The sequence below is a fragment of the Streptomyces sp. NPDC037100 genome (genome assembly GCF_055606225.1).
The window spans coordinates 588,638-615,356 of record NZ_JBVJSX010000006.1 but is presented as its reverse complement, the minus strand read 5'-3'; the positions used below and the strand labels follow the sequence as shown (position 1 = coordinate 615,356).

Annotated in this window: 20 protein-coding genes and 1 pseudogene; 11 read left to right on the top strand and 10 right to left on the bottom strand. The window is 73.2% G+C overall.

The genetic code is table 11. The features are described 5' to 3' along the window. Positions 1–221 precede the first annotated feature (221 nt). A complete protein-coding gene (locus ACZ7EG_RS23020) occupies positions 222–1,340 on the bottom strand; it encodes a glycerate kinase (protein WP_471081910.1) in 1,119 nt (372 codons plus the stop codon). A gap of 259 nt (positions 1,341–1,599) precedes the next feature. Between ACZ7EG_RS23020 and ACZ7EG_RS23015 the strand changes: the two genes are divergently transcribed. The 3 genes from ACZ7EG_RS23015 (at position 1,600) to ACZ7EG_RS23005 (ending at position 4,039) form a co-directional block, all read left to right on the top strand. After that, positions 1,600–2,676, top strand: a complete 1,077-nt coding sequence (locus ACZ7EG_RS23015; RefSeq protein ID WP_471081831.1) for an ADP-ribosylglycohydrolase family protein — start codon at positions 1,600–1,602, stop codon at positions 2,674–2,676. Positions 2,677–2,719: 43 nt separating this feature from the next. Next, positions 2,720–3,214 (top strand): NUDIX domain-containing protein, encoded by a 495-nt coding sequence (locus tag ACZ7EG_RS23010; protein WP_471081828.1) that lies wholly within the window; start codon positions 2,720–2,722, stop codon positions 3,212–3,214. 78 nt (positions 3,215–3,292) lie between these two features. Beyond that, the gene (locus tag ACZ7EG_RS23005) at positions 3,293–4,039 is read left to right on the top strand and encodes an SIR2 family NAD-dependent protein deacylase (RefSeq protein WP_471081825.1); all 747 of its coding nucleotides are present in this window, start codon (positions 3,293–3,295) and stop codon (positions 4,037–4,039) included. Here ACZ7EG_RS23005 and ACZ7EG_RS23000 read toward each other — a convergent pair. Together ACZ7EG_RS23000 and ACZ7EG_RS22995 are read right to left on the bottom strand one after the other, a co-directional pair. Continuing rightward, entirely contained in the window at positions 4,036–4,518 is a 483-nt protein-coding gene (locus ACZ7EG_RS23000) for a methylated-DNA--[protein]-cysteine S-methyltransferase (protein ID WP_471081822.1), read from the bottom strand. The genes ACZ7EG_RS23005 and ACZ7EG_RS23000 overlap by 4 nt on opposite strands. Before the next feature lie 9 nt (positions 4,519–4,527). Further along, positions 4,528–6,009, bottom strand: coding sequence for an AlkA N-terminal domain-containing protein (locus ACZ7EG_RS22995; RefSeq protein WP_471081819.1), 1,482 nt, complete (start codon positions 6,007–6,009; stop codon positions 4,528–4,530). 132 nt (positions 6,010–6,141) lie between these two features. On the opposite strand from ACZ7EG_RS22995, the gene ACZ7EG_RS22990 reads away from it, so the two are divergent. Continuing rightward, a complete protein-coding gene (locus ACZ7EG_RS22990; RefSeq protein WP_053671172.1) occupies positions 6,142–6,504 on the top strand; it encodes an ArsR/SmtB family transcription factor in 363 nt (120 codons plus the stop codon). A gap of 27 nt (positions 6,505–6,531) precedes the next feature. On the opposite strand, the gene ACZ7EG_RS22985 is transcribed toward ACZ7EG_RS22990, so the two are convergent. Together ACZ7EG_RS22985 and ACZ7EG_RS22980 are read right to left on the bottom strand one after the other, a co-directional pair. Beyond that, the gene (locus ACZ7EG_RS22985) at positions 6,532–10,425 is read right to left on the bottom strand and encodes a glycoside hydrolase family 2 TIM barrel-domain containing protein (protein WP_471081814.1); all 3,894 of its coding nucleotides are present in this window, start codon (positions 10,423–10,425) and stop codon (positions 6,532–6,534) included. Between the two features lie 208 nt (positions 10,426–10,633). Next, a complete protein-coding gene (locus tag ACZ7EG_RS22980) occupies positions 10,634–11,464 on the bottom strand; it encodes an alpha/beta fold hydrolase (protein WP_471081811.1) in 831 nt (276 codons plus the stop codon). A gap of 153 nt (positions 11,465–11,617) precedes the next feature. Here ACZ7EG_RS22980 and ACZ7EG_RS22975 point away from each other — a divergent pair, with 153 nt between their 5' ends. Further along, positions 11,618–13,663 carry a SpoIIE family protein phosphatase gene (locus ACZ7EG_RS22975; protein WP_471081808.1) on the top strand — a complete coding sequence of 682 codons (2,046 nt, stop codon included), beginning with the start codon at positions 11,618–11,620 and terminating at the stop codon, positions 13,661–13,663. Positions 13,664–13,675: 12 nt separating this feature from the next. Here the strand turns inward: ACZ7EG_RS22975 and ACZ7EG_RS22970 are convergent, their stop codons facing one another. Next, a complete protein-coding gene (locus tag ACZ7EG_RS22970) occupies positions 13,676–14,092 on the bottom strand; it encodes a DUF7144 family membrane protein (protein WP_471081805.1) in 417 nt (138 codons plus the stop codon). 360 nt (positions 14,093–14,452) lie between these two features. On the opposite strand from ACZ7EG_RS22970, the gene ACZ7EG_RS22965 reads away from it, so the two are divergent. From ACZ7EG_RS22965 to ACZ7EG_RS22955, 3 genes and pseudogenes are all read left to right on the top strand, one after another. Further along, positions 14,453–15,028, top strand: a complete 576-nt coding sequence (locus ACZ7EG_RS22965) for a potassium channel family protein (protein ID WP_471081802.1) — start codon at positions 14,453–14,455, stop codon at positions 15,026–15,028. A 3-nt stretch (positions 15,029–15,031) separates the two neighbouring features. Beyond that, positions 15,032–16,438, top strand: a complete 1,407-nt coding sequence (locus ACZ7EG_RS22960) for a DUF2252 domain-containing protein (protein ID WP_471081799.1) — start codon at positions 15,032–15,034, stop codon at positions 16,436–16,438. Positions 16,439–16,633: 195 nt separating this feature from the next. Continuing rightward, positions 16,634–16,747: pseudogene (locus tag ACZ7EG_RS22955) on the top strand (class II glutamine amidotransferase); the annotation flags it as partial. A 57-nt stretch (positions 16,748–16,804) separates the two neighbouring features. On the opposite strand, the gene ACZ7EG_RS22950 reads toward ACZ7EG_RS22955, so the two are convergent. From ACZ7EG_RS22950 to ACZ7EG_RS22935, 4 genes are all read right to left on the bottom strand, one after another. Next, the gene (locus ACZ7EG_RS22950; protein WP_471081796.1) at positions 16,805–17,314 is read right to left on the bottom strand and encodes an O-acetyl-ADP-ribose deacetylase; all 510 of its coding nucleotides are present in this window, start codon (positions 17,312–17,314) and stop codon (positions 16,805–16,807) included. Further along, entirely contained in the window at positions 17,311–18,720 is a 1,410-nt protein-coding gene (locus tag ACZ7EG_RS22945) for a phytoene desaturase family protein (RefSeq protein ID WP_471081793.1), read from the bottom strand. Before ACZ7EG_RS22945 ends, ACZ7EG_RS22950 begins: the two co-directional genes overlap by 4 nt. A gap of 180 nt (positions 18,721–18,900) precedes the next feature. Next, positions 18,901–19,746, bottom strand: a complete 846-nt coding sequence (locus ACZ7EG_RS22940; protein WP_471081790.1) for an inositol monophosphatase family protein — start codon at positions 19,744–19,746, stop codon at positions 18,901–18,903. A 142-nt stretch (positions 19,747–19,888) separates the two neighbouring features. After that, positions 19,889–21,715: a gamma-glutamyltransferase family protein gene (locus ACZ7EG_RS22935; RefSeq protein WP_471081787.1), complete on the bottom strand. Its 1,827-nt coding sequence runs from the start codon at positions 21,713–21,715 to the stop codon at positions 19,889–19,891. 257 nt (positions 21,716–21,972) lie between these two features. On the opposite strand from ACZ7EG_RS22935, the gene ACZ7EG_RS22930 reads away from it, so the two are divergent. From ACZ7EG_RS22930 to ACZ7EG_RS22920, 3 genes are all read left to right on the top strand, one after another. After that, a complete protein-coding gene (locus tag ACZ7EG_RS22930) occupies positions 21,973–23,676 on the top strand; it encodes an NAD-dependent malic enzyme (RefSeq protein WP_471081784.1) in 1,704 nt (567 codons plus the stop codon). Positions 23,677–23,805: 129 nt separating this feature from the next. Continuing rightward, positions 23,806–24,861 carry an AEC family transporter gene (locus ACZ7EG_RS22925; RefSeq protein WP_471081780.1) on the top strand — a complete coding sequence of 352 codons (1,056 nt, stop codon included), beginning with the start codon at positions 23,806–23,808 and terminating at the stop codon, positions 24,859–24,861. A gap of 71 nt (positions 24,862–24,932) precedes the next feature. After that, a complete protein-coding gene (locus tag ACZ7EG_RS22920; RefSeq protein ID WP_471081777.1) occupies positions 24,933–26,672 on the top strand; it encodes an FUSC family protein in 1,740 nt (579 codons plus the stop codon). The last annotated feature ends 47 nt before the right edge of the window (positions 26,673–26,719 follow it).

Genomic DNA, 26,719 nt, shown 5'->3' with positions numbered 1-26,719 from the left:
GGAAAAACTTTCGGGGACAACCGCAGGGGGGCGTGGGCGGCGCAGTTGCTTGGCTCTCTTCCCGGCACTGAGGGGTTTGTCCCGTGCTTGGACGGCCCGTCCCACACCCGTTTTTCGGTGCACCAGATGTCCAAGCAGTGGTCCGAGAACGGCACGGTGGAGGGCCAGAGCTCCGGCAGCTGCTTCCGGGAACGGTGTGCTGATCCCCCTGCCGTGACGGTTCAGGTCAGGAAGTCCCGCGCGATCCGCTCCGCCACCCGTTCCAGGATCGGTCCGGCCTCGGCGATGCACTTCGCGACGTCCGGTTCCGCGTCCGTGAGGGGGTAGGCCCGGCGGAAACCGGCGCGGCCCAGGGTCTGGGGCAGCAGGGCCAGGCGGCCACAGACCGCCACGACGTCCTTGTCCGCGGCCCGGGCCGCCGCGGCCACGCCCGCCGGTGCCTTGCCGTGGAGAGTCTGCTCGTCGAGGGAGCCCTCGCCGGTGATGACCAGGTCGGCGCGCTCCAGAGCGGGGGCGAAGCCCAGGACGTCGAGCATGACCTCGATGCCGGGACGGAACCGGGCGCCGAGCAGCAGGGCGCCGTAGCCGATGCCGCCCGCAGCGCCCGCACCCGGCGACGCCGCGTACTCGGCGGCCTTCCGGCCGGCCGGGCCCCCCAGCACCTTCGCGAAGTGCGCGAGGGCGGCGTCCAGGGCCTTCACGTCGTCGGGCGAGGCGCCCTTCTGCGGGCCGTAGACCGCGGGGGCGCCCTTCGGGCCGGTCAGCGGGTTGTCGACGTCGCTCGCGAGGACGAGCTCGATCTCGGCGAGGCGCGGGTCGAGGCCCGACAGATCGGCGGTGGACAGCTCGGCGAGTCCGCCGCCGCCCGGGGGCACCGGCTCCCCGTCGGCGTCCAGGAACCGGGCACCCAGCGCCGACAGCATCCCGGCGCCGCCGTCGGTGGTGGCGCTGCCGCCGACCCCGAAGACGATCGTGCGGGCTCCCGCGTCCAGAGCGGCCCGCAGCAGCTCGCCGGAGCCGTACGTGGACGCCGTGAGCGGGGCGAAGACCCCGGCGGGCAGCCGTTGCAGCCCGCTCGCCTCGGCCATCTCCACGACCGCGGTGCCCTCACGCAGCGCGAACGCCGCCGTCACCTCGTCGCCGAGGGGTCCGGCGACCCGTACCTCCCGGCGTTCGAACCCGGCCGCGACCGCCGCGGCCACGGTCCCGTCGCCGCCGTCGGCCACGGGCAGCGCCTCGACCTCGAGGTCCGGCAGGACATGGCGCAACCCCGCCGTGACCCGCTCGGCGACCTCCACGGCCGTCAGCGACCCCTTGAACTTGTCCGCGGCGACGAGCACCCGCTGTGCCTTCCGGGTACCGCTCACTGCAGCGTCCGCCACTTGCACTCCCCTTGCTCTCCGGGCCCTCACGCACGTCAGGGCCAGTCGCGCCGCTGTGACCTTAACCGGAGGACGCCCCCGCCGTCAGCACGTGCCCATCTCATGGACCAGGGGGCCTTCGCCTCAGGGGCGCGGGGAAACTGCGCGGCCGGCCCCGACGAAGCCGCGGCACCGAACACACCGCAGCCCCCGCTCCCGAAACGGGTAGACCTTCACCATGACCCCCGCACGCTCCGACACAGACCTCGGCAACCGCATCCTCGGCGGCTGGCAGGGCCGCATCGCGGGCAACATGCTCGGCAAGCCGGTCGAGCAGGGGGAGGTGTGGACCCGCGACCGTATCGACCGCTACCTCCGACAGGCCGCGGCCCTGCCGCTGACCGACTACCTGCCCGAGCCGATCAGCGAGCACGACGGCTTCGCGCTGCGCCCCGAGTGGCGCAGCTGCGTCCGCGGCCGCATCCACGGCAGCTGCCGCGACGACGACGTCGACTACGCGATCCTCGGCCTCGACCTGCTGGAGACCCACGGCTTCGGCTTCACCACCGAGCAGGTCGGCGACCTGTGGCTGCTGCGCCTGCCCTACCTGCAGACGTTCACCGCCGAGCGGGCCGCGTACCGCAACCTGGCCAACGGGCTCAAGCCGCCACTGACGGCGACGTACGACAACCCGTACCAGGAGTGGATCGGCGCCCTCATCCGGGCCGACGTCTTCGGCTGGACCTGCCCGGGTGTCCCGCGCCGCGCCGCCCTGCTCGCCCGGCGGGACGCGGTGCTGTCGCACACCGGCAACGGGGTGTACGGCGCGATGTGGGCGGCGGCGCTGATCGCCGCGGCGTTCACGGCGCCCACCGTGCGGCACGCCGTCGACGAGGCCCTGGCCGTGATCCCGGCGAGCAGCCGGCTCGCCCGCGCGGTACGCCGGGTGGTCGCTCTGCACGACACCCGGATGTCCTGGGAGGACACGCTCACCACGCTCGCCGAGGAGACCACCGGGATGGGCTGGATCCACTCCGTGCCGAACGCGGCCGTCCTCACCGCCGGCCTGCTCTACGGCGACGGCGACTTCACCCGGACCATCACGCTCACGGTCCGCGGCGGCCTGGACACCGACTCCAACGGCGCGACCGCCGGCTCGGTGGCCGGCGTGTTCGGCGGGGCGGCGGCCATCCCCGGCCAGTGGAAGACCCCGCTGGAGGACACGGTCCGCAGCGCGGTGTTCGGCTTCGACGGGGTGCGGATCAGCGAGCTGGCGGAACGGACGCTGCGGCTGGCGGAGGCGCCGCCGGCCTGACGCGCGGGGGGATGCGGCGGGCCCCGGTGGTTACCCTGCACCGATGACCACCTCTGCTGACTACGCCGCCTACATCGCCTCCCTGCCCCGCGTCCTGGCCGGCGCCGCCGCGCTGTTCCGGGACGGCGAGGGCCGTGTGCTGCTCGTCGAGCCCAACTACCGGGAGGGCTGGACGCTGCCCGGCGGCACCGTCGAGTCCGACGACGGCGAGACCCCGCGGCAGGGTGCGCGGCGCGAGACGGCCGAGGAGATCGGCCTCGACCGTCAGCTCGGCCAACTGCTGACGGTGGACTGGGTGCAGGGCGCGGGCCGTCCGCCCTTGGTGGCGTACGTGTACGACGGCGGGGTGCTGAGCGAAGACGAGCTCAAGGCGATCCGCCTCCAGGAGGAGGAGCTGCTGTCCTGGCGGCTGGTGGCGCGCGAGGAACTGACCGAGTACCTGCCGCGCGCGCACTGCGGCCGGGTCCTGACCGCCCTGGATGTCCTGGCGGACGGCTCGGGCACGGCGGAGCTGGAGAACGGTCGGCGGGTGTTCTGACCGGCCCGGCCGCTCCCCTCGGTACCCCGTGCGATAACCGCTCGCCGCCGCACCGCGGCCCGTCCTACTGTCGACGGCATGACCAAACCGCTCGTCGCGCTGCTCACCGGTGCCGGCATCAGCACGGATTCCGGCATCCCGGACTACCGCGGGCCCAACGGGCTGTGGCGGCGGGATCCCGAGGCCGAGAAGCTCGTCACGTACGACTACTACATGGGCGATGCCGAGATCCGCCGCCGCTCCTGGCTGATGCGGCGCGAGACGGGGGCACTGCGGGCCCAGCCCAACGCCGCGCACCGGGCGGTGGCGGAGCTGGAGCGGTCCGGCGTGCCGGTACGGGTGATCACGCAGAACGTGGACGGGCTGCACCAGCTCGCCGGGATGCCGGCCCGCAAGGTGCTCGAACTGCACGGCTCGGCGCGGAGTTTCGTCTGCACCGGCTGCCACGCCCGCGGCCCGATGGCGGACGCGCTGGCCCGGGTCGAGGCCGGTGAGGAGGACCCGCCGTGCCTCGAGTGCGGCGGGATCCTGAAGCCGGCGACGGTGATGTTCGGTGAGCGGCTCGACCCCGTCGTCCTCGGCGAGGCGGCCGCCGTCAGCAAGGCCTGCCAGGTCTTCGTCGCCGTCGGCACGAGCCTTCAGGTCCAGCCCGCCGCCGGTCTCGCCGGTGTGGCCGCCGATCACGGCGCTCGCCTGATCATCGTCAACGCCGAGCCGACCCCGTACGACGACCGTGCCGACGAGATCGTCCGCGATCCCATCGGCACGGCGCTGCCGGAGCTGCTGCGCGGCCTCGGGGCGACCCCCTGGAACACCTCGCCCTAGAACAGGGCCGCGCCCCGCTCGAAGTCCAGCAGGCGCTGCTTGCGCTCCAGGCCGCCGCCGTAGCCGGTCAGGCTGCCGTTGGCGCCGATGACGCGATGGCAGGGGACGATGATGCCGATGGGGTTGCGGCCGTTGGCGAGGCCGACGGCGCGGGAGGCGGTGGGGGTGCCGAGGGTGTCGGCGAGCCGGCCGTAGGTGCGGGTCTCGCCGTAGGGGATGCGGCGCAGTTCCTCCCAGACGGCGCGCTGGAACGGGGTGCCGGTCAGGCGCAGTTCGACGGTGAACTCCTTCAGCTCGCCCGCGAAGTAGGCCTTCAGCTGCTCCTCCGCCTCCGCGAAGAGGGTGTCGTCGCGGGTGCCGAAGTTCTCCTGCTGCGGGCGGTGGCGCTGGTCGGTCATGTAGAGGCCGCACAGGACGCCGTCCTCGGCGACGAGGGTGAGGGGGCCGTACGGGCTGTCGGTCACGGTGTGCTGCTTCATCGGACGTCCCTATACCGGAAGGAAGTTGATCGGGTGGCTGTCGGTCGCCCAGAGGTACTGGACCGCGTAGGCCCGCCAGGGGCGCCAGCCCTCCGCACGGGCGGTGAGGGCGACCGGGGTGGAGGGCAGGCCCAGTTCCCGGGCGGCGCGGCGGATGCCGAGGTCGGTGGGGAGGAAGGCGTCGGGGTCGCCGAGGGCGCGCATGGCGATGACGTCCACCGTCCAGGGGCCGAATCCGGGCAGGGCGAGGAGCTCGGCGCGGGTGCGCGGCCAGTCGCTCTCGACGCCCAGGTGCAGGTCGCCGTCGGCGAGCCGGCCGACCAGGGTGGTGAAGGTGGTACGGCGGGTACGCGGCATCGCCAGCGTCTCGGGGTCGAGCGCCGCGAGGGCCTCGGAGGCCGGGAAGAGGTGGGTGAGGCCGCCCTCGGGGTCTTCGACCGGTTCGCCGTGCGCGGTGACCAGGCGGGCCGCGTGGGTGCGGGCGGCGGCGGTGGAGACCTGCTGGCCGAGCACGGCCCGGACGGCGAACTCGGCCTCGTCGACCGTGCGCGGCACCCGCCGCCCGGGCGCCTTGTCCACCAGGGGCGCCAGGACCGGGTCGGCGCGCAGCTGGTCGTCGATCGCGACCGGGTCGGCGTCCAGGTCGAGCAGGCGGCGGCAGCGGCTGATGGCGACGGTCAGATCGCGCAGGTCGCTGAGGGTGAGGCGGCAGGCGATGTGGTCCGGGTTCGGGGTGAGGGCCACGATGCCGTGGCCGTACGGCAGGCGCAGGGTGCGGCGGTAGGAGCCGTCGCGCCACTCCTCCACGCCGGGTACGGCCGTCGCGGCGAGGTGGCCGAAGAGGTTGTCGGGGTTGAGCGGGGCGCGGAACGGCAGTCGCAGGGACAGGGCGCCGGGGGTGCTCGCGCCCTGCCGTTTCGGGGCGCGGGCGCGCAGCTCGCTCGGGGACAGGGCGAAGACCTCGCGGACCGTGTCGTTGAAGGTGCGGATCGAGGCGAAGCCGGCGGCGAAGGCGATCTGCGCCATGGGCAGGGCGGTCGTCTCGATGAGCAGCCGGGCCGTCTGGGCGCGCTGGGCGCGGGCGAGCGCGAGGGGGCCCGCGCCCAGCTCGGCGAAGAGCTGGCGTTCGATCTGCCGGGTGCTGTAGCCGAGCCGGCCGGCGAGGCCGGGCACTCCCTCGCGGTCCACGACCCCGTCGGCGATCAGCCGCATGGCGCGGGCCACGAGGTCGGCCCGCTGGTTCCACTCCGGGGAGCCGGGGCTGGTGTCGGGCCGGCAGCGCTTGCAGGCCCGGAACCCGGCCTGCTGGCAGGCCGCCGCGCTGGGGTGGAAGACCATGTTCTCCGGCTTCGGCGGCACCACCGGGCAACTGGGCCGGCAGTAGATGCCGGTGGTCAGGACGGCCGTGAAGAACCAGCCGTCGAAGCGCGCGTCCTTCGACCGGACGGCGCGCACGCAGCGCTCGGTGTCGGTGTGCATCCCCATCTGCATGGGTCCAGCATCCGGCACGGGGCGGTACGGGGCTGGCGAGAATCCGACATCGACGTGTGGTGCGCTTCGGCGCCGCACCGAGACAGATGAAGATTCATTCATGTGTTCGTGCGGGGCCGGTACGATGACGGCATGGGTCATGGAGCCGTCACTCCCGCGCAGGACGCCGCCGAGCGCGTACGCCTGGACGCGGACAACGTCGCGAAGGTCGCCACCACGCTCCAGGCCCTGTCCACGCCCTCCCGGCTGCTCATCCTCGCCCGGCTGCGCGAAGGCCCGCTGCCGGCCACGGAGTTGGCCGCCGAGGTGGGCATGGAGCAGTCGGCCTGCTCCCACCAGCTGCGGCTGCTGCGCAATCTGGGCCTCGTCGTGGGCGAGCGGCAGGGCCGTTCGGTGGTCTACGCGCTGCACGACCACCATGTCGCCGAGCTGCTCGACCAGGCCGTGTACCACGTGGAGCATCTGCGGCTCGGCATCAGCGACGCCGCCGACTGAGGCGGCGCCGCTGTCCCACCGTCGGTTCTAGTCGGTGGCGGTCGGCCGTCGCGAGGCCTCCATCGCCTCGCTCACCCGCGTGAGCGGACGCAGCCGGTAGGTGTACGCGTAGTCGCGGTTCGCGAGCAGCTTGAACTCGTCGTGGGTGTGCGCGCCCCAGCTGTTGTCGCCGCCCACGCCCATCTGGCGGTGGTTGATGCGCAGCACCACGGCGTCCCGGGGAGTGAGCTGGTAGTCGTGGCGGGCTCCGACGGAGAGGTCCTCGGGGGTGAAGTGCGAGGCGTTGACCTCCACCAGCGGTTCACCGCTCACGAGCAGTCCGCGTCCCCGGCGGTCGGTCAGCGCGGCCCAGCGGACGTCGGTCTTGTTGCCGTTCTCCTGGGGGCGCAGATAGGAGGTCCACTGCCCGGAGACGGTGCCGGAGTACAGGCCCACGTCGGTGGCGTTGTTGCGGTCCCACATGTTCTCCTCGGGGCCCCGGCCGTAGTAGTGCAGCCGGTCCAGGCTCCGCGGCAGGAACAGCAGGGTTCCGACCTCCGGGATGTACGGCAGGTTCGCCGCGCCCGGGTGCAGGGTGTTGTCGACCTTGATCTCGCCGTTGCCGAAGACCGTGTACGTCGTGCTGAACGTGGACTCCGTGCTGGTGGGCAGCGTGCCGGTGACGGTGACCTCGACGGCCCGGTCGGCCAGGGGCCGGACGCGTACGTCCGACACCTTCCGCTTCGCGCCGGCGTCGCGCCAGGTCTGGTTGCGGGTGTGCTGGCCGTTGCCCCGGTCGTTGTCGGTGGGCGCGCGCCAGAAGTTGGGGACGGGTCCGGAGGTGAGGAGACGGGTGCCGCCCGCCTCGTAGGAGGTGATGGTTCCGGTGCCCTTGTCGACGGTGACGGCGAAGCCCTTGCCCCTGACCGTGACGGTCTTGTCCCCGTCGGTGTGGCTCAGGGCGGGCACGCTCCGCAGCGGGGCGGGCTTCACGGCCGGGCTGTCCGTGTCGAGGGCGAGCTGCTGCTTGGCCACCTCGAAGCCGGCCTTCGCCCATGGGGTGGCCTCCCTCGTGATGAAGGAGACCTGGAGGAAGTACTCCGTGCCGGGCTCGGGCCTGGCCGGGATCCGCACCGGGACCTTGATGTCCTTGCTGCTCAGCGGAGCCACGTCCAGCTGGTCGCGGGTCAGCCGGCCGCGCTGGACGACCTTGCCGTCGGCGACGAGGGACCAACGGCCGTCGAACTCCCGGAGATTGGTGAACAGGTACTCGTTGGTGAGCGTGACGGCGCCGGGGCCGCCTGAAGCCGGGGTGGCGTTGACGGCCTGGTAGATCTGCTTGACCTCGGCGGACTTGCCGGTGAGGGTGCGGTCGGGCAGGACGATGCCGTCGCCGGCGAAGGCACCGTCGTTGGGGTTGTCGCCCCAGTCACCGCCGTAGGCGTAGAACGTCTTGTCGCGCGGGCGCTTCTCGGTGAGGCCGGCGGTGGCGGCGTCGAACCAGAAGCGCACGCCCTCGTCGTCGGGCTTGCGCGTGTCCGATGCCAGCTCCGCGGCGCCCAAGGCGCGGGCGTACACGCGGGCCCGGCGGATGGTGCCGCTGAACTCCCGGGTCGGGTTGTCGACGTCGGTGGCGAGCGAGAGGGAGGCGGTGTTGTCGGCGGGGCGGCGGGTGGCGGTCCTGGTGCCGCGCACCTGGCCGTCGACGTACAGGGTGAGCGTGCCCGCGTCCGCGTCGAAGACGCCGGCGATGTGGTGTTCCTTCCCGGTCCAGCCCTCGGGCAGGGCCCAGCTCGCGGTGACCCACTGGCCGCCGCCGTGGATGAAGAACTCCAGGTTCTTGTCGGTCTGCTTGAGGGCGTACTGGGTGTCGCCCTTGGCGATGATGGGCTGATGGCCGCCGGTGACGTCCGGGGTGACCCAGGCCTCCAGGGTCAGGGAGCCGGTGAGGTCGAGGCGGGTGTCGCGGGGGAAGACGGTGCCGCCCGAGACGCCCTTGGCGCGGTCGAAGGTGCCGGCGGGCGCGATGATCTCGCCGCGCAGCGAGCCCGGGCCGGACTCGGTCAGCAGCTTGCGGGTGGGGGTGGGCCAGCTCAGGGCCTGGTCGACGAAGTCCCAGATCCAGCCGCCCTGGAGGACGTCGTAGCGGCGGACGATGTCCCAGTACTTCTTGAAGTTGCCGTTGGAGTTGCCCATGCCGTGCGAGTACTCGATCATCACGTACGGCCGGGTGTCGCTCGTGTCCTTGGCGCGCTGCTCGACCCGCTGCGGGCTGTCGTACATCTCGGAGCGGATGTCGCTGATGCCCGGGCGGTCGTCGCCCTCGTACTGGATGACGCGGGTGGGGTCGTAGGAGCGGATCCAGTCGTGCATGGCATTGAAGGTGGTGCCGCCGCCCGCCTCGTTGCCGAGGGACCAGATGACCACCGAGGCGTGGTTCTTGTCGCGGTGGACCATGTTCTGGGCGCGGACCACACACGCCTCGGTCCACTCGGGGTGGCCGCTTCCCGGGAACCTGTCGCGGATGCCGTGGGTCTCCAGGTTGGTCTCGTCGACGAGGTACAGGCCGTACTCGTCGGCGAGTTCGAGCCACAGCGGGTTGTTGGGGTAGTGCGAGGTGCGGACGCTGTTGATGTTGAGGCGCTTGATGATCTCGATGTCCTCGACCATCTGCGCGCGGGTGAGCGCCGAGCCGGTGACGGGGTGCATCTCGTGCCGGTTGGTGCCGCGGAAGGAGACCGGCTTGCCGTTGATGCGCATCAGGCCGTCCTTCAGCGCGAACTCACGGAAGCCGACCCGGTGCGAGAGGGTCTCGACCACCTTGCCGGCCGGGTCGCGCAGGCGGAGCACGGCGGTGTAGAGGTTCGGGTGCTCGGCCGACCACAGCTTCGGGGCGGGCACGGCTCTGGACGCCTCGACCGTCACCTCGTCGCCGTCGGGGACGTCGGCGGATCGGTTCAGGGGCCGGGACCAGACGGCGTGGCCGCGCGCGTCGTAGAGCTGGGTCTCGACGGTGTAGCGGCCCGCGCCCTTGCCGCCGTAGTCGCGCACGTGCGCGGTGACCTTGAGCTCGGCGGAGGTGTAGCCGTCACCGAGAGGGGTGTCCAGCTTGAAGTCGCGCAGGTGCACGCTGGGCGTGGAGTACAGGTGGACCGAGCGGAAGATGCCGCTCAGCCGGATCATGTCCTGGTCCTCCAGCCACTCCGCGTCGGAGTAGCGGTACACCTCGACGGCGATCTGGTTGGTGCCCGGCTTGAGGTGGGGGGTGATGTCGTACTCGGCGGAGGTGTAGGAGTCCTCGTGGTAGCCCGCCAGCTCGCCGTTGATCCACACGTAGTGGGCGGACTTGACGCCCTCGAAGTGCAGGAAGGTGCGCCGGCCCGACCAGGTGCGGGGCACGGTGAACGTGCGGCGGTACTGGCCGACGGGGTTGTAGCGGGTCGGGGCGGCGGGCGGCTGGGCGTTCTCGCCGCCGCCGTTGGGGCCCCACCAGGGGTAGGTGATGTTGACGTAGATCGGGAAGTCGTAGCCGTGCATCTGCCAGGCCGAGGGCACGGGGATGGTGTCCCAGCCGGAGTCGTCGACGTCGGTGCCGTAGAAGTCCGGGTCCCGGTCGTCGGGCCGGTCCGCGTAGGCGAACTTCCAGGTGCCGTCGAGGCTCAGCCGGTACGGCGAGCGCTCGCGGTCGCCCTTCAGGGCCTGTCCGAGGTCCGCGTAGGGCATGAGGGTGGTGTGCGGTGGCTCGGTGCCCACCCGGTACACGCTCAGGCCGTCGTTCCACTCCGGAGGGCCGTCCGCCGCCGGGCGCCGGCCGGCCGCGTGCGAGGCGGTGGGCGACGCCGAGAGGGCGAGCGCGCCGAGCACGGCGGCTCCTCCCTCCAGCAGACGACGGCGGCTGACGACGGGCCGGTCGGCGGGGGACGGATGCGGGGGGTGCGGCATGAACGTGGCCTTCCTCGGTTCGACAGGTGCGGTGCTGCACGGACTGAGGGCACGTCAGATGCGATCCTCAACTGCCCATCCGGGATGGGTGTTTCTGTTGAGTCCCGTGGCAACTGACGGTGACGGAGCAACTGCTGAGCAGGCACACCCTAGGACTCGCACACAATCGAAGCAATGACCTCGTCGGACTTTGTGCGGTCCTGATGGTTCAGGCCATGAGGAAGGCGAGCAGCTCGCTCGTGAGCCGGGCGGGCGCGTCCAGCGGGACGAGATGACCCGCTTCCGGGACGGGTACCAGCCGCGCCCCCGGGATCAAGGCCGCGAGTTCCTCCCCCTTGGCGAAGGGGATCCAGGAGTCCTCGGTGCCCCAGCACACGGTGACGGGCAGGTCGATGGCCGGGTAGAGCGGCTGGATCTCGTCGGTGTAGCGCTGGTCGGCCTGCGCGATCTGCCGGTAGAACGCCGCTTGCCCCTCCTCCCCCGTCCAGGGCCGCACCAACGCGTCGAGCGCGGCGGGGCGCAGTCCGAGGTGGCCGGCGGAGGAGACGTACTCGCGCACCAGGGCCTCGTGGAGCGCCGCCGGGAGCTGCTCGAAGACCTGACTGTGCTCCCCGACCAGGCGGAAGAAGGGGGATCCCCAGGGCTCCAGGGCCACCGGGTCGACCAGGGCGAGCCGCCGGTAGCGGGCCCCGTGCAGCAGGTGGGCGCGCAGTGCCACGCACCCGCCGAAGTCGTGCGCGACCACGGACGGCTCCCGCAGCCCCCAGTGCGCCAGCAGCTCGGTGAAGATCCGGCCCTGGGCAGCCAGTGAGACGTCCTGGCCGGGGTACATGCCGGAGGTACCGTAGCCCGCCATGTCCCAGACGTGGACGTGGTGCCCGACGGCGGCGAGGGCGGGTGCGATCTCGTGCCACACGTACGACGAGAAGGGCGTCCCGTGCAGCAGCACGACCGGCTCTCCGCCGGGATCGCCCAACCGGTCCCAGCGCACCGTCCCCGACCCCGTCAGCAGGCTCTCCCGCAACGTCCAGTCCTCCACGATGCCGCCCCCTCCCCCTGCGGGTGCCGACCCGCTCGTTTTTTGTCATTTCGGCGCGACAGTGCCGCTGCTCCGACCGTAATGTGACCTCATCGGACAGCCCGCACAACAGATCATGGCGGTACCTTTGCCGCGCCGGAAGGAGCGGCCCGCATGAACGGCTACGCGACCTCGGACCGCGACGCCGTCACGGCCGCGCCCGGCGGGCTGCTGGATCTGCTGAAGGTCGCGGCCGTGGTCCTCGACGCGGGCGGGCACATCGCGCTGTGGAGCCCCGAGATCGAGCGGCTGCTCGGCTGGACCGCGGAGGAGGCCCTGCGGCAGCGCGCGGACACCCTCCTGGTCTCCCCCGAGAACCGCCCCCGGGGCAGGGAACTGTTCGCCCAGGTCAGCACGGGGGCGCGGTGGGCCGGGGTGTTCCCGCTGCGGCACCGCGACGGCACGGAACGGGCCGTGGAGTTCCGTACGATGCGCCTCCTCGACCCCGAAGGGCAGCCCCACCTGCTGGGGCTCGCCACGGACGCGAGGACCGTACGCAAGGTGGAGCGCGACCTCGCCCTGTCCCACAGCCTCGTCAACCAGACCCCGCTCGGCATCGCCGTCTTCGACAACGACCTGCGCTGGGTCGGTGTCAACCCCGCACTGGAGCGGATCAACGGCGTGCCCGAGGAGGCCGTGCTGGGGCGCCGGGTCGGGGAGGTGCTTCCGGACCTGGACGTGGCGGCCATCGAGACGCGGATGCGGCACGTCCTGGAGACCGGCAGACCCCTGCTCGACCAGCAGACCGTCGGCCGGACGGCCGCGGACGTCCAGGACCGCGCCTACTCGGAGTCGTACCACCGCATCGAGGACACCGACGGCCGGGTCCTCGGGCTCGCGATGGCCGTGCTGGACGTCACCGAGCGCCAGCAGGCCGCGGCCGAGGTCGCACAGGCACGCCAGCACCTGTCGGTGATCGCCGACGCGGGGATGAAGATCGGCACCACGCTGGATCTCCAGCAGACCGCCCGGGAACTGGCCGACGTGGTCGTGCCGCATCTGGCGGACCTGGCCGCCGTGGACGTCCTGGAATCGGTCGTGTCCAGCGGCACCATCACGCCCGTGTCGGGCGGCTCCCCGGCCGAGTTCCGAGCGCTGGCCGTCGCGGCCGGCTACCCCACCGACGCCATCCACGCCGCCGACCCGGTGGGCGAGCTCGCCACGTACGGCTCGTCGCGGATCATCACGCAGTGCGTCCGCAGCGCCCGCCCGGTCCTGGTCGAGCGTGTGGACGGCACGATGCTGCGGCGTCTGGCCCGGGACTCACGTGCCGCCCAGGCCCTGCACGAGGCCGGTGCCCACTCCTACCTGGCGTTGCCGCTGATGGCCCGGGGCAAGGTGCTCGGGACGCTCTCGCTGTACCGCACGGTCAACGAGCGCCCCTTCGACGACCAGGACCGGGTGCTCGCCTCGGAACTCGCCGCGCGCGCCGCGATCTGCATAGACAACGCCCGCCTCTACGGTCGCGAGCGCGGCACCGCCCTGACCCTGCAGCGCAGCCTGCTCCCGAGCACGCCCGCGGAGCGGGAAGGCCTGGACATCGCCGCCCGTTACCGCCCGGCCCTCAGCGAGGTCGGCGGCGACTGGTACGACGTCCTCCCGCTGGGTCCGGGACGCACCGGACTGATCGTCGGGGACGTCATGGGCAAGGGTGTCCAGGCCGCGGCGATCATGGGACAGCTGAGCACGGCGACCCGGGCGCTGGCCCGGCTGGACCTGCCGCCCGCCGAGCTGCTGCGGCACCTCGACGACATCGCCGGCTCGCTCGGCGACGCGATCGCGACGTGCGTCTACGCCGTGTGCGACCTGCGGCGCGGCGCGTGCGAGCTGTCCAGCGCCGGGCATCTGCCGCCGGTGCTCGCCGGGGCGGACGGCAGTGCGCGCCTCGTCGACGTGCCGGGCGGTGTCCCCCTCGGAGTCGGCGGCGTGGAGTTCGGCACCGTGGAGGTGGAACTCGCCCCGGGCTCCCTGCTCGCCCTGTACACGGACGGCCTGGTCGAGAACCGCGGGGAGCCCATCGACACCGGCCTCGGCACGCTCACCCGGTTGCTCCAGCACGCGGGGCCCAGCCTTCAGCGCGCGAGCGACAGCCTGCTCAGCGCGCTGAGTCCGGAGCCGGACGACGACGTGGCCCTGCTGCTGGTCCGCACCAGGGCCTGAGCCATGAGGGGCTCAGGCCTCACCCCTGCGTGGCGTGCACAGGGCCCAGATGATGAACCCTGACATCGCGATCATGATCACGGACCAGACCGGGTAGGCCGGCAGGGAGAGGAAGTTGGCGATGATGACGAGGGCGGCGATGCCCACGCCGACGACGCGCGCCCAGCCCGACCCCTGGAAGAGGCCCATGCTGACCAGCACGGCGACCACGCCTAGGGCGAGGTGGGTCCAGCCCCAGCCGGTGAGGTCGAACTCGAAGATGTAGTTGCGGGTCGAGACGAAGACCTCGTCCTCGGCGATCGCCGCGATGCCGCGCATGACGGCCAGGATCCCGGTGATCATGAGCATGATCGCAGCGAAGGCCGTCATGCCGGTGGCCCAGCCGCGCTTCGCCGTCGAATGCCCGTGCGTAGGGTGTGTGGCGGTCATCCTGCTCCTCGATTCTGCTGGGTCCGGCGCGGTCGGCGACCGGAGCTGGGTGGGACCGGGGCGCCCGATGCGGCGGGAGCGCCGCCACGCGCCGGTTCCTGCGGATCTCGGACAGCCCGGCGAGCTCGTCGACACTGCTGGACAGGTGCTCGCCGCCCCGGGAACCGCTCATGTGCGGCCCTCCGTCCCGGTCGCCCGCCCGGCAACGGTCCCCGTCGACCTCAGCCTGCCCGGGGTGCGAGGCGGGCTGCCTCACCCGTGGCGGGTGATCCGTGTGCGGCGCCGGCGCGCTGAGGTGGTGGGACAGGCCTCGTGGGGCGCCCCGGTGCCGGAGGCAGGACCGCGACCGAGAGACGCGCGATGGACGATCCGGCGGAGCACCCCTACCGGCGGCGGCCGGGACAACGGCGTGCGGCGGGCCTGGCCCTCGTGCGTGCCGCGCTCGTCGCGGCCGGGCTCGTCGCGGTCTACTACCTGCTGCCCCTGGACGGACGCGGCGCGACCGGCGATTCGGTACCGCTGGCCTGCGGTCTGCTGCTGGTGGTCGTGGTGTTCTGGCGGCAGGTGCGGGCCATCCGCACCTCGCCCCACCCCCGGGTGAAGGCCGTCGAGACCCTGGCCACGACGCTGGCGCTCTTCCTGCTGCTCTTCGCGGGCACCTACTTCCTGGTGGAGCACACCACCCCGGGCTCGTTCAGCGAGCCGCTGACCAAGACGGACTCCCTGTACTTCACGCTCACGACGTTCACCACCGTCGGATACGGCGACATCACGGCCCGTTCCCAGACCGGGCGGATGGTGACGATGATTCAGATGGTGGGCGGCCTGCTGCTGGTGGGCGTGGCGGCACGGATCCTCGCCGGCGCCGTGCAGGCGGGACTGCGCCGGCAGGGCCGGGAGCCCCCGGACGACTCCCCCACGCGGCGGAAGGACTGAGCCATGACCGTACCGAGCCCCTTGACGACCTTCACGTCACCGGCCGAGCGGGCGGCTGCCGGCCGGCAGGCGCGGCGGCGGGTGCCGCGGTCGGCCCACGCCGGGTTCGAGGCGGGGCCGGACCGGTTCGACCCGGTCGACGTGCTGGAGCGCCAGTCGGCCACCCGCGTACCGGAGTTGGTACCGCTCCGCTACGCCCGCATGCTGGAGTCCCCGTTCCGCTTCTACCGCGGCGCGGCGGCGATCATGGCGGCGGACCTGGGCGCCGGTTCGGACACCGGGCTGCGGGTGCAGCTGTGCGGGGACGCCCACCTGCTGAACTTCCGGCTGCTGGCCTCGCCCGAGCGCCACCTGGTCTTCGACATCAACGACTTCGACGAGACGCTGGCCGGTCCGTTCGAGTGGGACGTCAAGCGGCTGGCGGCCAGCTTCGTCATCGCGGGGCGCGCCAACGGCTTCGGGAAGGCCGAGCAGAACAGCGCGGTCGAGACGTGTGTCCGGGCCTACCGGCGGCGGATGCGGGACTTCGCCGGGATGCGCAACCTGGACATCTGGTACGCCCAGGACGACACCGACCACATGCGGGAGCTGATGGCCGCGTCGATGTCCAAGGAGGCTCGGCGCCGCGCCGCGAAGGCCACGGCGAGTGCCCGGACCCGCACCCACATGCAGGCCTACGAGAAGCTCACCCGGGCCACGGCCCAGGGGCGCCGGATCACACCGGACCCGCCGCTGATCACCCCGTTGCGGGACCTGGCGGGCGACTCCTCGGACCACGGACGGGAAGAGGAGCTGCGCGCCGTCCTGGAGGGGTACGCCCGCAGCCTGTCGTCCGAGCGCCGGCATCTGCTGCGCCGGTACCGCCTGGTGGACATCGCCCGCAAGGTGGTCGGGGTCGGCAGTGTCGGCACCCGCTGCTGGATCGTGCTGCTGCTCGGCCGCGACGACGACGATCCGCTGCTGCTCCAGGCCAAGGAGGCACAGGAGTCGGTGCTCGCGGCGCCCGGCGGCGACCGCTACGACAACCAGGGCCGACGTGTGGTGGCGGGACAGCGGCTGATCCAGACGACCAGCGACATCCTGCTGGGCTGGACACACGCCGTGGGCCTCGACGGGCAGGAGCGGGACTTCTACGTGCGGCAACTGCGCGACTGGAAGGGCATCGCCCAGCCGGAGACCATGGACCCCGGCCTGCTCCGGCTGTTCGGGCGGCTGTGCGGAGCGAGCCTGGCACGGGCCCACGCCCGCTCCGGCGACCCCATCGCCATCGCGGCCTACGTGGGCGGCGGCGAGCGCTTCGACCGCGCCCTCACGGTGTTCGCCCAGGCGTACGCCGACCAGAACGAGCGGGACTTCGCGGCGCTGCGCGCGGCGGTCCGCTCGGGCCGTGTGCGCGCGGCGGCGCAGTGACGCCCCGCGCCCGGGCGGCCCCGGCGGACGGCGGTACGCCCTCGTCCTGGCGGGATCCGCTCCGGCGGGGCGTCACGCTCTCACCCGCCGCGGGCGATGCGCCCCCGGCGCCACCCGCGCTTCCCTGGGTTCCACGGACACCACCTACGGAACCGCCCGGGTCCGGCCCGGGCGGCTCGGGACAGGGGTACGGCCATGTGCCGCTGGCTCGCCCACTCGGGCACTCTCGTGCTGCTCGACGACGTCCTCTACCGCCCGCAGCACTCGCTGATCGACCAGAGCCTGCACACGCGAAGGGGGATCGAGACGCGGGACCTGCCGCAGCACTTCGAGCCGGAGCCCGTCTGAGCCCTGCCCTCGCCCGGCTCAGCGCAGCCGCGCGGCGAACGCCTCGTACCCCCGTTCGTCGAAGAGGACGAACCTGACCTCCTCGACGGTGGTGTCCGCTGCCCGGACGGTCTCGACCGCGATGCGGGCGCCGTCGTCCATCGGCCAGCCGTAGACACCGGTGGAGATCGCGGGGAACACCACGGTACGGGCGCCGAGTTCACCGGCGACGCGAAGCGACTCGCGGTAGCAGGAGGCGAGCAGGCCCGAGCGGTCCTCGGTCGCGCTGAACACCGGGCCGACGGTGTGGATGACCCAGCGGGCGTCCAGGTCGCCCGCGGTGGTGGCGACCGCCTGGCCGGTGGGCAGGCCCTTGCCGAGGTGCGCCGCGCGGAGCCTGCGGCAGTCCTCCAGGATCGCGGGGCCGCCACGGCGGTGGATCGCCCCGTCGACCCCTCCCCCGCCCAGCAGCGAGGAGTTGGCCGCGTTGACGATCGCGTCGGCGCTCTCCCGGGTGATGTCGCCCTGGACCAGTTCGATGGCCGTCATATCTGCCTCAGTCGCTTCCAGACGGCCTTCGCCGCGTTGTGTCCCGACATGCCGTGCACGCCGGGGCCGGGCGGGGTCGCCGACGAGCAGATGAAGACGGCCGGATGCGGGGTGCGGTACGGGAACAGCGTGGGCCTCGGGCGCAGCAGGAGCTGGAGGCCGGAGACCGCACCGGAGGCGATGTCCCCGCCGATGTAGTTGGCGTTGCGGGCGGCGAGTTCGGGCGGCCCCGCCGTGGCACGGGCCAGGACGCGGTCGCGGAACCCCGGGGCGAAGCGCTCCAGTTGGCGCTCTATGGCGTCGGTGAGGTCGCCGGTCCAGCCGTGCGGGACGTGACCGTAGGCCCAGAAGACGTGCTTGCCCGCCGGGGCCCGGGTGGGGTCGACCACGCTCGGCTGGACCGTGATCAGGAACGGCGGGTCGGGGGCCCGGCCCTCCCGGGAGGCCGCGCGCAGGGCCGCTCCGATCTCCGCGCTGCTCGCGCCGACCTGCACCGTGCCGGCGGCGCGGGCCTCCTTCGCGGTCCAGGGCACGGGGCCGTCCAGCGCGTAGTCGACCTTGAAGACGCCGGGCCCGTAGCGGTATCCGCCGTAGTGGTTTCCGAAGCCGGCGATGCGGGCCAGGGCGGTGGGTGAGGTGTCGAAGACGTAGGCCCGGGCCGGCGGCAGGTCGTCGAGGCGCTTGACCTCGTAGTCCGTGTGGACGCTGCCGCCGAGGTCGCGCAGGTAGGCGGCGAGGGCGTCGGAGAGGGACTGGGAGCCGCCGCGGGCGACGGGCCAGCCGCGGGCGTGCGCCGCCAGGGCGAAGACCAGGCCGATGGCCCCGGTGGCGAAGCCGCCGAGCGGTGCCATGACGTGGGCGACGAGCCCGGAGAAGAGGGCCTTGGCCGGCTCGTCGCGGAAGCGGCGCATCAGCAGCGTCGACGGGGGCAGCCCGGCCAGGCCGAAGCGGGCGAGGGTCACCGGGTCGCGGGGCAGGGCGGTCAGCGGCAGTGACATGAAGTCCCGGGCGAGGGTGTCCCACTTGGGCAGGAAGGGCTCGACGAGCCTGCGGTACGCGCCGGCGTCGCGCGGGCCGAAGGAGGCGGCCGTCTCGCCGACGGTCCGGGCCAGGACGGCCGCCGAGCCGTCCGGGAAGGGGTGCGCCATGGGCAGCTCGGCGTGCAGCCACTCCAGGCCGTACCGCTCGAGCGGCAGGGCGCGGAACGCCGGTGAATTGATGGCGAGCGGGTGGGCCGCGGAGCACGGGTCGTGACGGAAGCCGGGGAGGGTGAGCTCCTCGGTGCGGGCTCCGCCGCCCACGGTGCTGCGGGCCTCGAAGACGGCGACGGAGAAACCGCGGCGGGCCAGCTCCACGGCCGCGGTCAGTCCGTTCGGCCCCGCACCCACTACGACGGCATCGAGCATCGACGGCACCTTCGGACCCCTTCGTCAGCCGACGGCCACTGAGCATCAGGATATGCCCGGAGACTGACAGTCACCGGCCGCAGGTGATTTCCGCTGCGGTTGGGCACTTCACGGCGGCCGAAACCCTCATGCGCACACGGTGCGTAATCATCTGTGTGCGACACGCAACGACCTCTGCGCTCAGGCCCCGCCCGACAGCAGGTCCACCACCCTGCGGGCCGTGGCCGCGTCCCGGGCGGCGGTGAAGGGCAGGGCGTTGCCGCCCTGGATGCGGAACGGGTCGCCCGCGAGAGTGAGGTGAGCGCCACCCGCCTCCTCGACCAGGAGCAGGCCGGCCGCGTGGTCCCATGCCGCTTCCCAGGAGAACGCCACCGCGTCCAACTCGCCGCGGGCGATGGCGAGATACTCCAGTCCGGCGGAGCCGCACGGGCGCGGTGCCACACCGTCGGCGCGCAGGCCGAGCAGGGCGTCCTTCTGCTCGTCCGTCGTGTAGTCGGGGTGGGAGGTGGCCACGCGCAGGTCCCGGCCGGGCTCCGGCACTCCGGCGAACAGCCGTTCCCCGTCGAGGTGGGCGCCCTTTCCCCGCTGGGCGAAGGCGAGCCGGTCGCGGGCGGGCGCGTACGTCCAGGACGCGAGCAGGGTGCCGCGGTGGACCAGCGCGACCAGGGTGCAGAAGCCGGCCTCGCCGCGCACGAACTGGCGTGTCCCGTCGACCGGGTCGACGATCCAGACCGGGGCGTCGCCGCGTATCGCCTCGTACGACGCCGGGTTGGCGTGCACCGCCTCCTCGCCCACCACGACCGAGCCGGGCAGCAGGGCGACCAGGGCCTCGGTCAGGTACAGCTCGGCCTTGCGGTCGGCGTCGGTCACCAGGTCGTGCGGGCCGCTCTTCTGGTCGACCTCGTGCGCGGCGAGCCGGCGCCAGCGCGGCAGGATCTCGGCCGCGGCCGCCTTGCGGATCGCCTCTTCGACCTCGGAGGCGTGCTCTGCGAGAAACTCTTCGATGGTTTCGTTGCTGTCGATCACCCCTCCATGACAACACGGGCCACTGACAAGCCCTGCCCGCCGGGTGCACCCGGGGTGGCATCGCGATGAACAGCGGGGGCGGCGGGCTCGGTCGGACGCCGATGCGCGCCACAGGCTCGCCCGGCTGCGGATCACCGCCGGATCACCGGCCCACGGCGTACCCCTGCATCCCACGCGGGTTCGCCGCCGCCGACAGCACGCCCGTCTCCGGGTCCCGCGCGACCACGCACAGCCGGCCTTCCGACCAGGGGCCGCCCACGGTCACGTCATGGCCGCGGCGCCGCAGCTCCCCGACGACGGCGGGGTCGGTGCGGGACTCCACGGTCACGCTGCCCGGGCGCATGCCGCGTGGGTAGAAGGAGCCGGGGAAGCTGTCGTTGTGCCAGTTCGGGGCGTCGATCGCGCCCTGGAGGTCGGGGCCGCCGCGCACGGGGCCGCGCAGGGCGACCGCGAGGAAGAAGTGCAGCTGCCACTGGTCCTGCTGGTCCCCGCCGGGCGTGCCGAACGCCATCACGGGCACGCCCTCGCGCAGGGCGATCGAGGGCGTCAGGGTCGTACGGGGGCGGCGGCCGGGGGTGAGGGAGTTCGGCAGGCCCTCCTCCAGCCAGGTCATCTGGAGCCGGGTGCCGAGCGGGAAGCCGAGTTCGGGTACGACGGGGTTGGACTGGAGCCAGCCGCCGCTGGGGGTGGCCGAGACCATGTTGCCCCAGCGGTCGACGACGTCGAGGTGGCAGGTGTCGCCGCGGGTGGTCCCGTCGGCGAGGATCTCCGGCTCGCCCGGCACGGGGGACGCCTGGCTCTTGGCGACGGTCGGTTCGCCGACGCCCAGGGCGTCGTAGCCTTCCTGGGCGGCGGCCGCCACGCGCGCGTGCGCGCACAGTCGCGGGGTGCGTCCGCCGGGGCTGCCGGGCCGCAGGTCGTTCTCGGCCCGCTCGCCGACGAGGGCGCGGCGGGGCGTGTTGTACGCGTCGGACAGCAGGTCGTCGAGGGGCACGTCGGCGGCGTCCCCGTACCAGGCCTCCCGGTCGGCCATGGCGAGCTTGCAGTTCTCCACCAGGAGATGGACGTAGTCGGCCGAACCGTACGGGGGCAGTTCGGGCGGGAGCAGGGCGAGTTGCTGGAGGAGGACCGGGCCCTGGCTCCAGGGGCCCGGCTTGCACACGGTCCAGCCGTTCCAGTCGTACGTGGCCGGTGTCTCGTAGGTCGCGGACCAGGCGGCGAGGTCTGCGGCCGTGAGGGTGCCGGTGTGGCGCTCACCGCTGGTGTCCCTCGTGGGGCGCCCGGCCTGGCGGACGAGGGCGTCGGCGATGAAGCCGGTGCGCCACACCTGCCGGGCGGCCTCGATCCGTGCCTCCCGGTCACCCGCGCCGGCGGTCTCGGCGAGCAGGCGCTTCCAGGTGGCTGCGAGGGCGGGGTTGGCGAAGAGCTCGCCGGGGCGCGGCGCCTTGCCGCCCGGGAGGTAGACGTCCGCCGAGGAGGTCCACTCCGTCTCGAACAGCTCGCGCACGGTCTCGACGGTCTCACCGACCCGCTCCACCGGCGCGTGTCCGTGCTGGGCGTAGCCGATGGCGTATGCCAGGACGTCGTCGAGGGACTTGGTGCCGTGGTCGCGCAACAGCAGCATCCAGGCGTCGAACGCGCCCGGCACGGCGGCGGCGAGCGGCCCGGTGCCGGGGACGAGATCCAGTCCGAGGCCCCGGTAGTGCGCGACGGTCGCGCCCGCCGGAGCGACGCCCTGCCCGCACAGCACCCGCACCTCGCCACCGGCCGGGGCGAGCAGGATCGGCACCTCGCCCGCCGGGCCGTTGAGGTGCGGCTCGACGACGTGCAGCACGAACGCGCCCGCCACGGCGGCGTCGTAGGCGTTGCCGCCGCTCTCCAGGACGGCCATCGCCGACTGCGAGGCGAGCCAGTGGGTGGAGGACACCATGCCGAAGGTGCCCTGGAGGGTGGGGCGGGTGGTGAACATCTGACCTCTCACCTGGCCTCGGGACTCGGACCGGGGCCGGAGCCGTCGGGTCCGGAACTCCCTCCCCTTCGCTGCCCCCGCCCGGGCGACGTCAATCACAGTCGGGCGGCTCGGCTGACGTCCCGCCCCTGGATAACCGCAGGTCAAAGCTCGAATGTCTTGAGGTCATGGATCTGTGTCATGCCAGGCATTGGACGCATGCCACGCAGCGTCACAGTCTGGAACCAGCCCCGGTACCGACATTCTGAGGAGTCATCATGGGCACAGAGAGGAGCACCGTCGACGGTGTCATCCGGACGAGCGCGCGCGGACACTCCGTCCTGAACAGTCCGCGCCTGAACCGGGGTACGGCCTTCACCCGGCAGGAGCGGCAGGAGCTCGGACTGACCGGTCTGGTGCCGCCGCAGGTCCTCACGCAGGACCAGCAGGCCGCCCGTGCCTACACGCAGTTCCGGTCCCAGCCCGACGACCTCGCCAAGAACGTCTATCTGACGGCGCTGCGCGACCGCAACGAGGTGCTCTTCCACCGGCTCCTCGGTGACCATCTCGCCGAGATGCTGCCGATCGTCTACACCCCGACCGTGGGTACGGCGATCGAACGCTACAGCTACGAGTACCGCCGCCCGCGCGGCGTCTACCTCTCGGTCGACGACCCCGAGTCCATCGAGAGCTCCCTGCGCGCCTCCGGGCTGGGCGCCGACGACGTCGACCTGATCGTGGCGACGGACGGCGAGGCGATCCTCGGCATCGGTGACTGGGGTGTGGGCGGCATCGACATCGCGGTCGGCAAGCTCGCCGTCTACACGGCCGCCGCCGGCGTGGACCCGGCCCGCACCCTGGCGGTGATGCTGGACGTCGGCACCGACCGGCAGGAACTGCTGGACGACCCGCTGTACCTGGGCAACCGGCATCCGCGCGCGGACCGGGACCGCTACGACGCCTTCGTCGACGCCTACGTCGCCGCGGCCACGAAGCTGTTCCCCGACGCCCTGCTGCACTGGGAGGACTTCGGCTCGTCCAACGCCCGCCGCATCCTGGACCGCTACCGCGACAAGACGCTCACGTTCAACGACGACATCCAGGGCACCGGCGCCGTGAATCTGGCCGCCGTGCTCTCCGGCGTGCGCGCCGGCGGTGCCGCACTGCGCGACCACCGGGTGGTGCTGTTCGGTGCCGGAACCGCCGGCATCGGGATCGCCGAGCAACTCCGCGACGCGATGATCGCCGACGGACTGACGCCGCGGGAGGCCGCGGAGCGCATCTGGGCCGTGGACCGTCACGGCCTGCTGACCGAAGGCCAGGAGGGGCTGCGGGACTTCCAGATGCCCTTCGCCCGTGGCCGCGCCGAGGTCGCCGACTGGCGGCACGACGAGAACCTCGGGGGCGTGCCGCTGGCCGAGGTCGTCGACCGGGTGCGACCGAGCGTCCTGATCGGCGCCTCGGGGCAGGGCGGGGCCTTCACCGAGGGCATCGTCCGCGCCATGGCCGCGCACACCGACCGTCCGGTCATCCTGCCCCTGTCCAACCCCACGCGGCTGGCCGAGGCCGTCCCCGCCGACCTGCTCGCCTGGACCGGCGGCCGGGCCCTGATCGCCACCGGCAGCCCCTTCGAGCCGGTGGAGACCGACGGCGTCACCCACCACATCGGGCAGGCCAACAACGCGCTGGTCTTCCCCGGGCTGGGTCTCGGCACGGCCGTCGCCCGGGCCGAGCGGATCACCGACGGCATGCTGGTGGCCGCGGCCCGCGCCATCGCGGACCAGACCGACCCCGCGGGACCGGGCGCGCCGATCCTGCCCCCGATCGACCGGCTGCGCGACACGTCCGTGGCGGTGGCCGTGGCCGTGGCCCGCGCCGCGGTCGCCGACGGCGTCGCCCGGGAGAGCGCCGACGACACGATCGAGGAGCGCGTCCGCGCGGCCATGTGGCATCCGGTGTACCCGCCGATCGAGGCCGTCTGACGGGCCTGAGCCCGGGTATCGCTCCCCACCCCCGACAGGGGCGCCGACCGGACTTGCCCGGCTCTCTGACGTACCGTCACCGGCCCGCACGGTCGTGTCCCCGCCTTGCTTCAAAGGATTGACGCAGTCATGTCTTTCGCCGAGATCTTCACCGTCGTGGTGCCGGTCTTCCTCCTCATCCTGGTCGGCTACGGCACCGGCCGCCGGGCGCTGTTCGACGCGGGCGGCGCCCAGGCACTGCGCGAGCTGACCATGCAACTCGCGCTCCCCGCCGCGCTGTTGCTGAGCATCTGGCGGACGCCTCGGCACGTGCTGGTCGAGCAACTGCCCCTGGTGGGCCTGCTGGCGTTCGGGTTTCTCGCCGTGTACGCCGTCCTGCTGGGCGTTCTGCGCCTCGCGGCCCGCCGGTCACTGAGGCGGGCGGCCCTGTTCGCGCTGGCCTGCGTCCAGCCGCAGTACGCCTTCATGGGCACGTCCATCCTGGGGGGCCTGTTCGGGACCGCGCAGGCCGCCGTGCCGATCGCTGTCGCGGGCATCATCGTCAACGTCGTTCTCGACCCGGTCGTCCTGATCCTCCTGGGCATGCCGGAACATCCGGAGCACCCGACGGTCACCGCCGGGGCGGCCCCCGCACGGCGGCCCGTCCCGGCCACCGTCGGCGGGGGCGCGCCCGACGCGGCCGCCCGGCCGGCCCCGGCCGGGTCCGGGACGCCCGGCCCTCGCCCCTCCGTGCTCCACACCGTCGGGCACGCGCTGCGCGAGCCGTTCTGCTGGGGCCCCCTCCTGGGCCTGGTGCTGTCGGTCGCCGGGGTCGGTGTGCCGCAGATCGCCGACTCGGCCCTGGGGCTGCTCGCGGGCGCCGCCTCGGCGACGGCCCTGGTGTACGTCGGTGTCTCCGTCGCCCGGATCGGCCGGCCCGCGCTGTCCCCCGCCGTGTGGGCGATCTCGCTCACCAGCGTGGTCGTGCTGCCTCTGCTCGTCTACGGCACGGGGCTGCTCCTGTCCTCCGAGGCAGTCGCCGCCCAGGCCGCGCTGATTCTCGCGTTCCCCGTCTCGCCCGTCCCCCTGATGTTCGCCGCCCGGCACGGCTCGGCCGAGGACGTGCGGACCATCGGCTCCGCCGTCGTACTGAGCCTGCTCCTCTCCTTCGTCACCCTGCCCCTGCTCATCGAGCTGGTCGGCTGACCTCGGCCGGAGCCACGCCTCGCGCGCTCCGCACCCGGCCTGCAGCCGACCACCCGAAAGGACACGGCCTCATGACATCAGCTGCCGACTCGCGACCGGACCGCCCGCGCCGCCCGTCGCGGCCGTGGGGGCCGCGCTCCGTTCTCGGCCGCCTGCCCGGATCCCTGCCGTTCGCCGCGGCGGCGCGGGGGGCCGTCGCGCTCGCGCTGCCCCTGCTCGTCGGGCTCGCCACCGGCTGGGTCGTGCTCTCGGCGATCGCCGCCATCGGCGCCCTGTGGGGGGTGAGCCAGGACGGTTCCGATCCGTACCGGGTCCGGGTGCGGCGGCTGGGCTGGACCGGGGTGTCCAGTGCGCTCGGCCTCCTCGCCGGTGAGATCGCCCTGCGCAGCGGGGAGCCGGCGGCGGTGGCGGGGTGTCTGGTGGCGGCCGCGCTCGTGGCGGGCGGTGTCGGCCTGCGCGGGCGGATCGCGTCCGTGTCGGGCATGCACCTGCTGCTCGGCGTGACGATCGGCAGTGGCATCCCCGTGCCGGGGCCGTGGTGGCAGCCGCCGCTGGCGCTGCTCGCCGGTGTCGCGCTCGTCCTCGTGCTGTCCGCGGCGCCGTGGCTGTGGCGGCGGCACCACGTCGAACGGGCCGCCGTGCTCGCCGTGTACCGGAGCGCGGGCGAGGCGCTGACCGCGGCGGGTACCGAGGCCGCCGAGGGGGCCCGCCGGCGGATGACGCTGGCCCTGAACCACGCCCACGAGGTGATGGCCCTCCATCTCGCCCCGCGCGGGCGGAGGCAGCGGGACGAAACCGGGGACCTGGTCCGGGCGTTCCACTACGCCGTGCGGCTGGGCGAGGCCGTGACGGCGGTGGTGTGGGAGGGCCGTGCGCTTCCGCCCGCCCTGACCCGCGTACCGCGGCACCTGGCCGGACGTCTGCTGCCGGGCCACCTCGCGGCCCCGGAGGACCGTGCGCCGCAGCCGGCACCGGTGACCGGCTCGCCGGGCAGGCGCGCCCTGGCCGAGCTGGTCACCGCCGTGGACGGTGAGCCGGAGGGGGCCGACCTGGAGTTGCGTCTGCCGGCGAACGACGGGCCCGGACGGGCGGCGCGGGTGCGGTACGCCCTGCTGCTGGCCGGGTGTGTGCTCGCCGCCCATGTGCTCGCGGAGGTGCTGCACCGGCCTCGCGGTTACTGGCTGCCCATGACGGTGGCCTTCGTCTACAAGCCCGACTTCGGGCCGCTGTTCCCGCGGGCACTGCACCGGTGCGTCGGCACGATCGTCGGGGTGGCCGCCATCGGGGCGGTGTCCGCGGCTGCCACCGGTACGTACGCCGTGGTGGGTGTCGTGGCCGTGTTCGGCGCGCTCATGGCCATCGGCGTGCGGCACCACTACGCGCTCGCCACGCTGGGCCTGACCGCGGTCGTGTTCGTGCTGCTCGACCTGCTGGGCGACCACCGTCCGCTGTACGGCACGCGGGTGGTGGACACGGCGCTGGCGTCCGCGCTGGTGCTCGTCGCGCACTTCGCGGTGTGGCCGGACTCCGCCGCCCACCGTGCCGAGGCACAGACCGAGGCCGCCGTCGCCGCCGCACTGCGCTACCGCGACGCCGCGAAGGAAGCGGGCCCGGTCCATCGGCAGTCGCTGCGCCGTGCCGCTTACCACCAGCTGGCCGAGGCGCGCCGCACGGTCGCTCACGCCCGGCGGGAACCGGCCCGCCGCGGGCGGCCGCTGCCCGACTGGGAGAGCGCGATCACGGCGGCCGAACAGCTCTGCGACCAGGTGACGGGACAGGTGGTCGCGGACGCGGCGAGCCCGGTCCGGTAGCGGCACCCGCCCCGGTGCCGGATCCCGGCCCGGTAACGGGCCGGGCC

Bases quoted from the DNA above. Each gene is read 5' to 3' on its own strand.
- ACZ7EG_RS22920 (WP_471081777.1), top strand. From the start codon at position 24,933: ATGACATCAGCTGCCGACTCGCGACCGGACCGCCCGCGCCGCCCGTCG.
- ACZ7EG_RS22990 (WP_053671172.1), top strand. From the start codon at position 6,142: ATGGGTCATGGAGCCGTCACTCCCGCGCAGGACGCCGCCGAGCGCGTA.
- ACZ7EG_RS22930 (WP_471081784.1), top strand. From the start codon at position 21,973: ATGGGCACAGAGAGGAGCACCGTCGACGGTGTCATCCGGACGAGCGCG.
- ACZ7EG_RS22985 (WP_471081814.1), bottom strand. From the start codon at position 10,425: ATGCCGCACCCCCCGCATCCGTCCCCCGCCGACCGGCCCGTCGTCAGC.
- ACZ7EG_RS23005 (WP_471081825.1), top strand. From the start codon at position 3,293: ATGACCAAACCGCTCGTCGCGCTGCTCACCGGTGCCGGCATCAGCACG.
- ACZ7EG_RS23010 (WP_471081828.1), top strand. From the start codon at position 2,720: ATGACCACCTCTGCTGACTACGCCGCCTACATCGCCTCCCTGCCCCGC.
- ACZ7EG_RS22975 (WP_471081808.1), top strand. From the start codon at position 11,618: ATGAACGGCTACGCGACCTCGGACCGCGACGCCGTCACGGCCGCGCCC.
- ACZ7EG_RS22965 (WP_471081802.1), top strand. From the start codon at position 14,453: ATGGACGATCCGGCGGAGCACCCCTACCGGCGGCGGCCGGGACAACGG.
- ACZ7EG_RS23015 (WP_471081831.1), top strand. From the start codon at position 1,600: ATGACCCCCGCACGCTCCGACACAGACCTCGGCAACCGCATCCTCGGC.
- ACZ7EG_RS22935 (WP_471081787.1), bottom strand. From the start codon at position 21,715: ATGTTCACCACCCGCCCCACCCTCCAGGGCACCTTCGGCATGGTGTCC.
- ACZ7EG_RS22960 (WP_471081799.1), top strand. From the start codon at position 15,032: ATGACCGTACCGAGCCCCTTGACGACCTTCACGTCACCGGCCGAGCGG.
- ACZ7EG_RS22945 (WP_471081793.1), bottom strand. From the start codon at position 18,720: ATGCTCGATGCCGTCGTAGTGGGTGCGGGGCCGAACGGACTGACCGCG.
- ACZ7EG_RS22995 (WP_471081819.1), bottom strand. From the start codon at position 6,009: ATGCAGATGGGGATGCACACCGACACCGAGCGCTGCGTGCGCGCCGTC.
- ACZ7EG_RS22970 (WP_471081805.1), bottom strand. From the start codon at position 14,092: ATGACCGCCACACACCCTACGCACGGGCATTCGACGGCGAAGCGCGGC.
- ACZ7EG_RS23000 (WP_471081822.1), bottom strand. From the start codon at position 4,518: ATGAAGCAGCACACCGTGACCGACAGCCCGTACGGCCCCCTCACCCTC.
- ACZ7EG_RS22925 (WP_471081780.1), top strand. From the start codon at position 23,806: ATGTCTTTCGCCGAGATCTTCACCGTCGTGGTGCCGGTCTTCCTCCTC.
- ACZ7EG_RS22950 (WP_471081796.1), bottom strand. From the start codon at position 17,314: ATGACGGCCATCGAACTGGTCCAGGGCGACATCACCCGGGAGAGCGCC.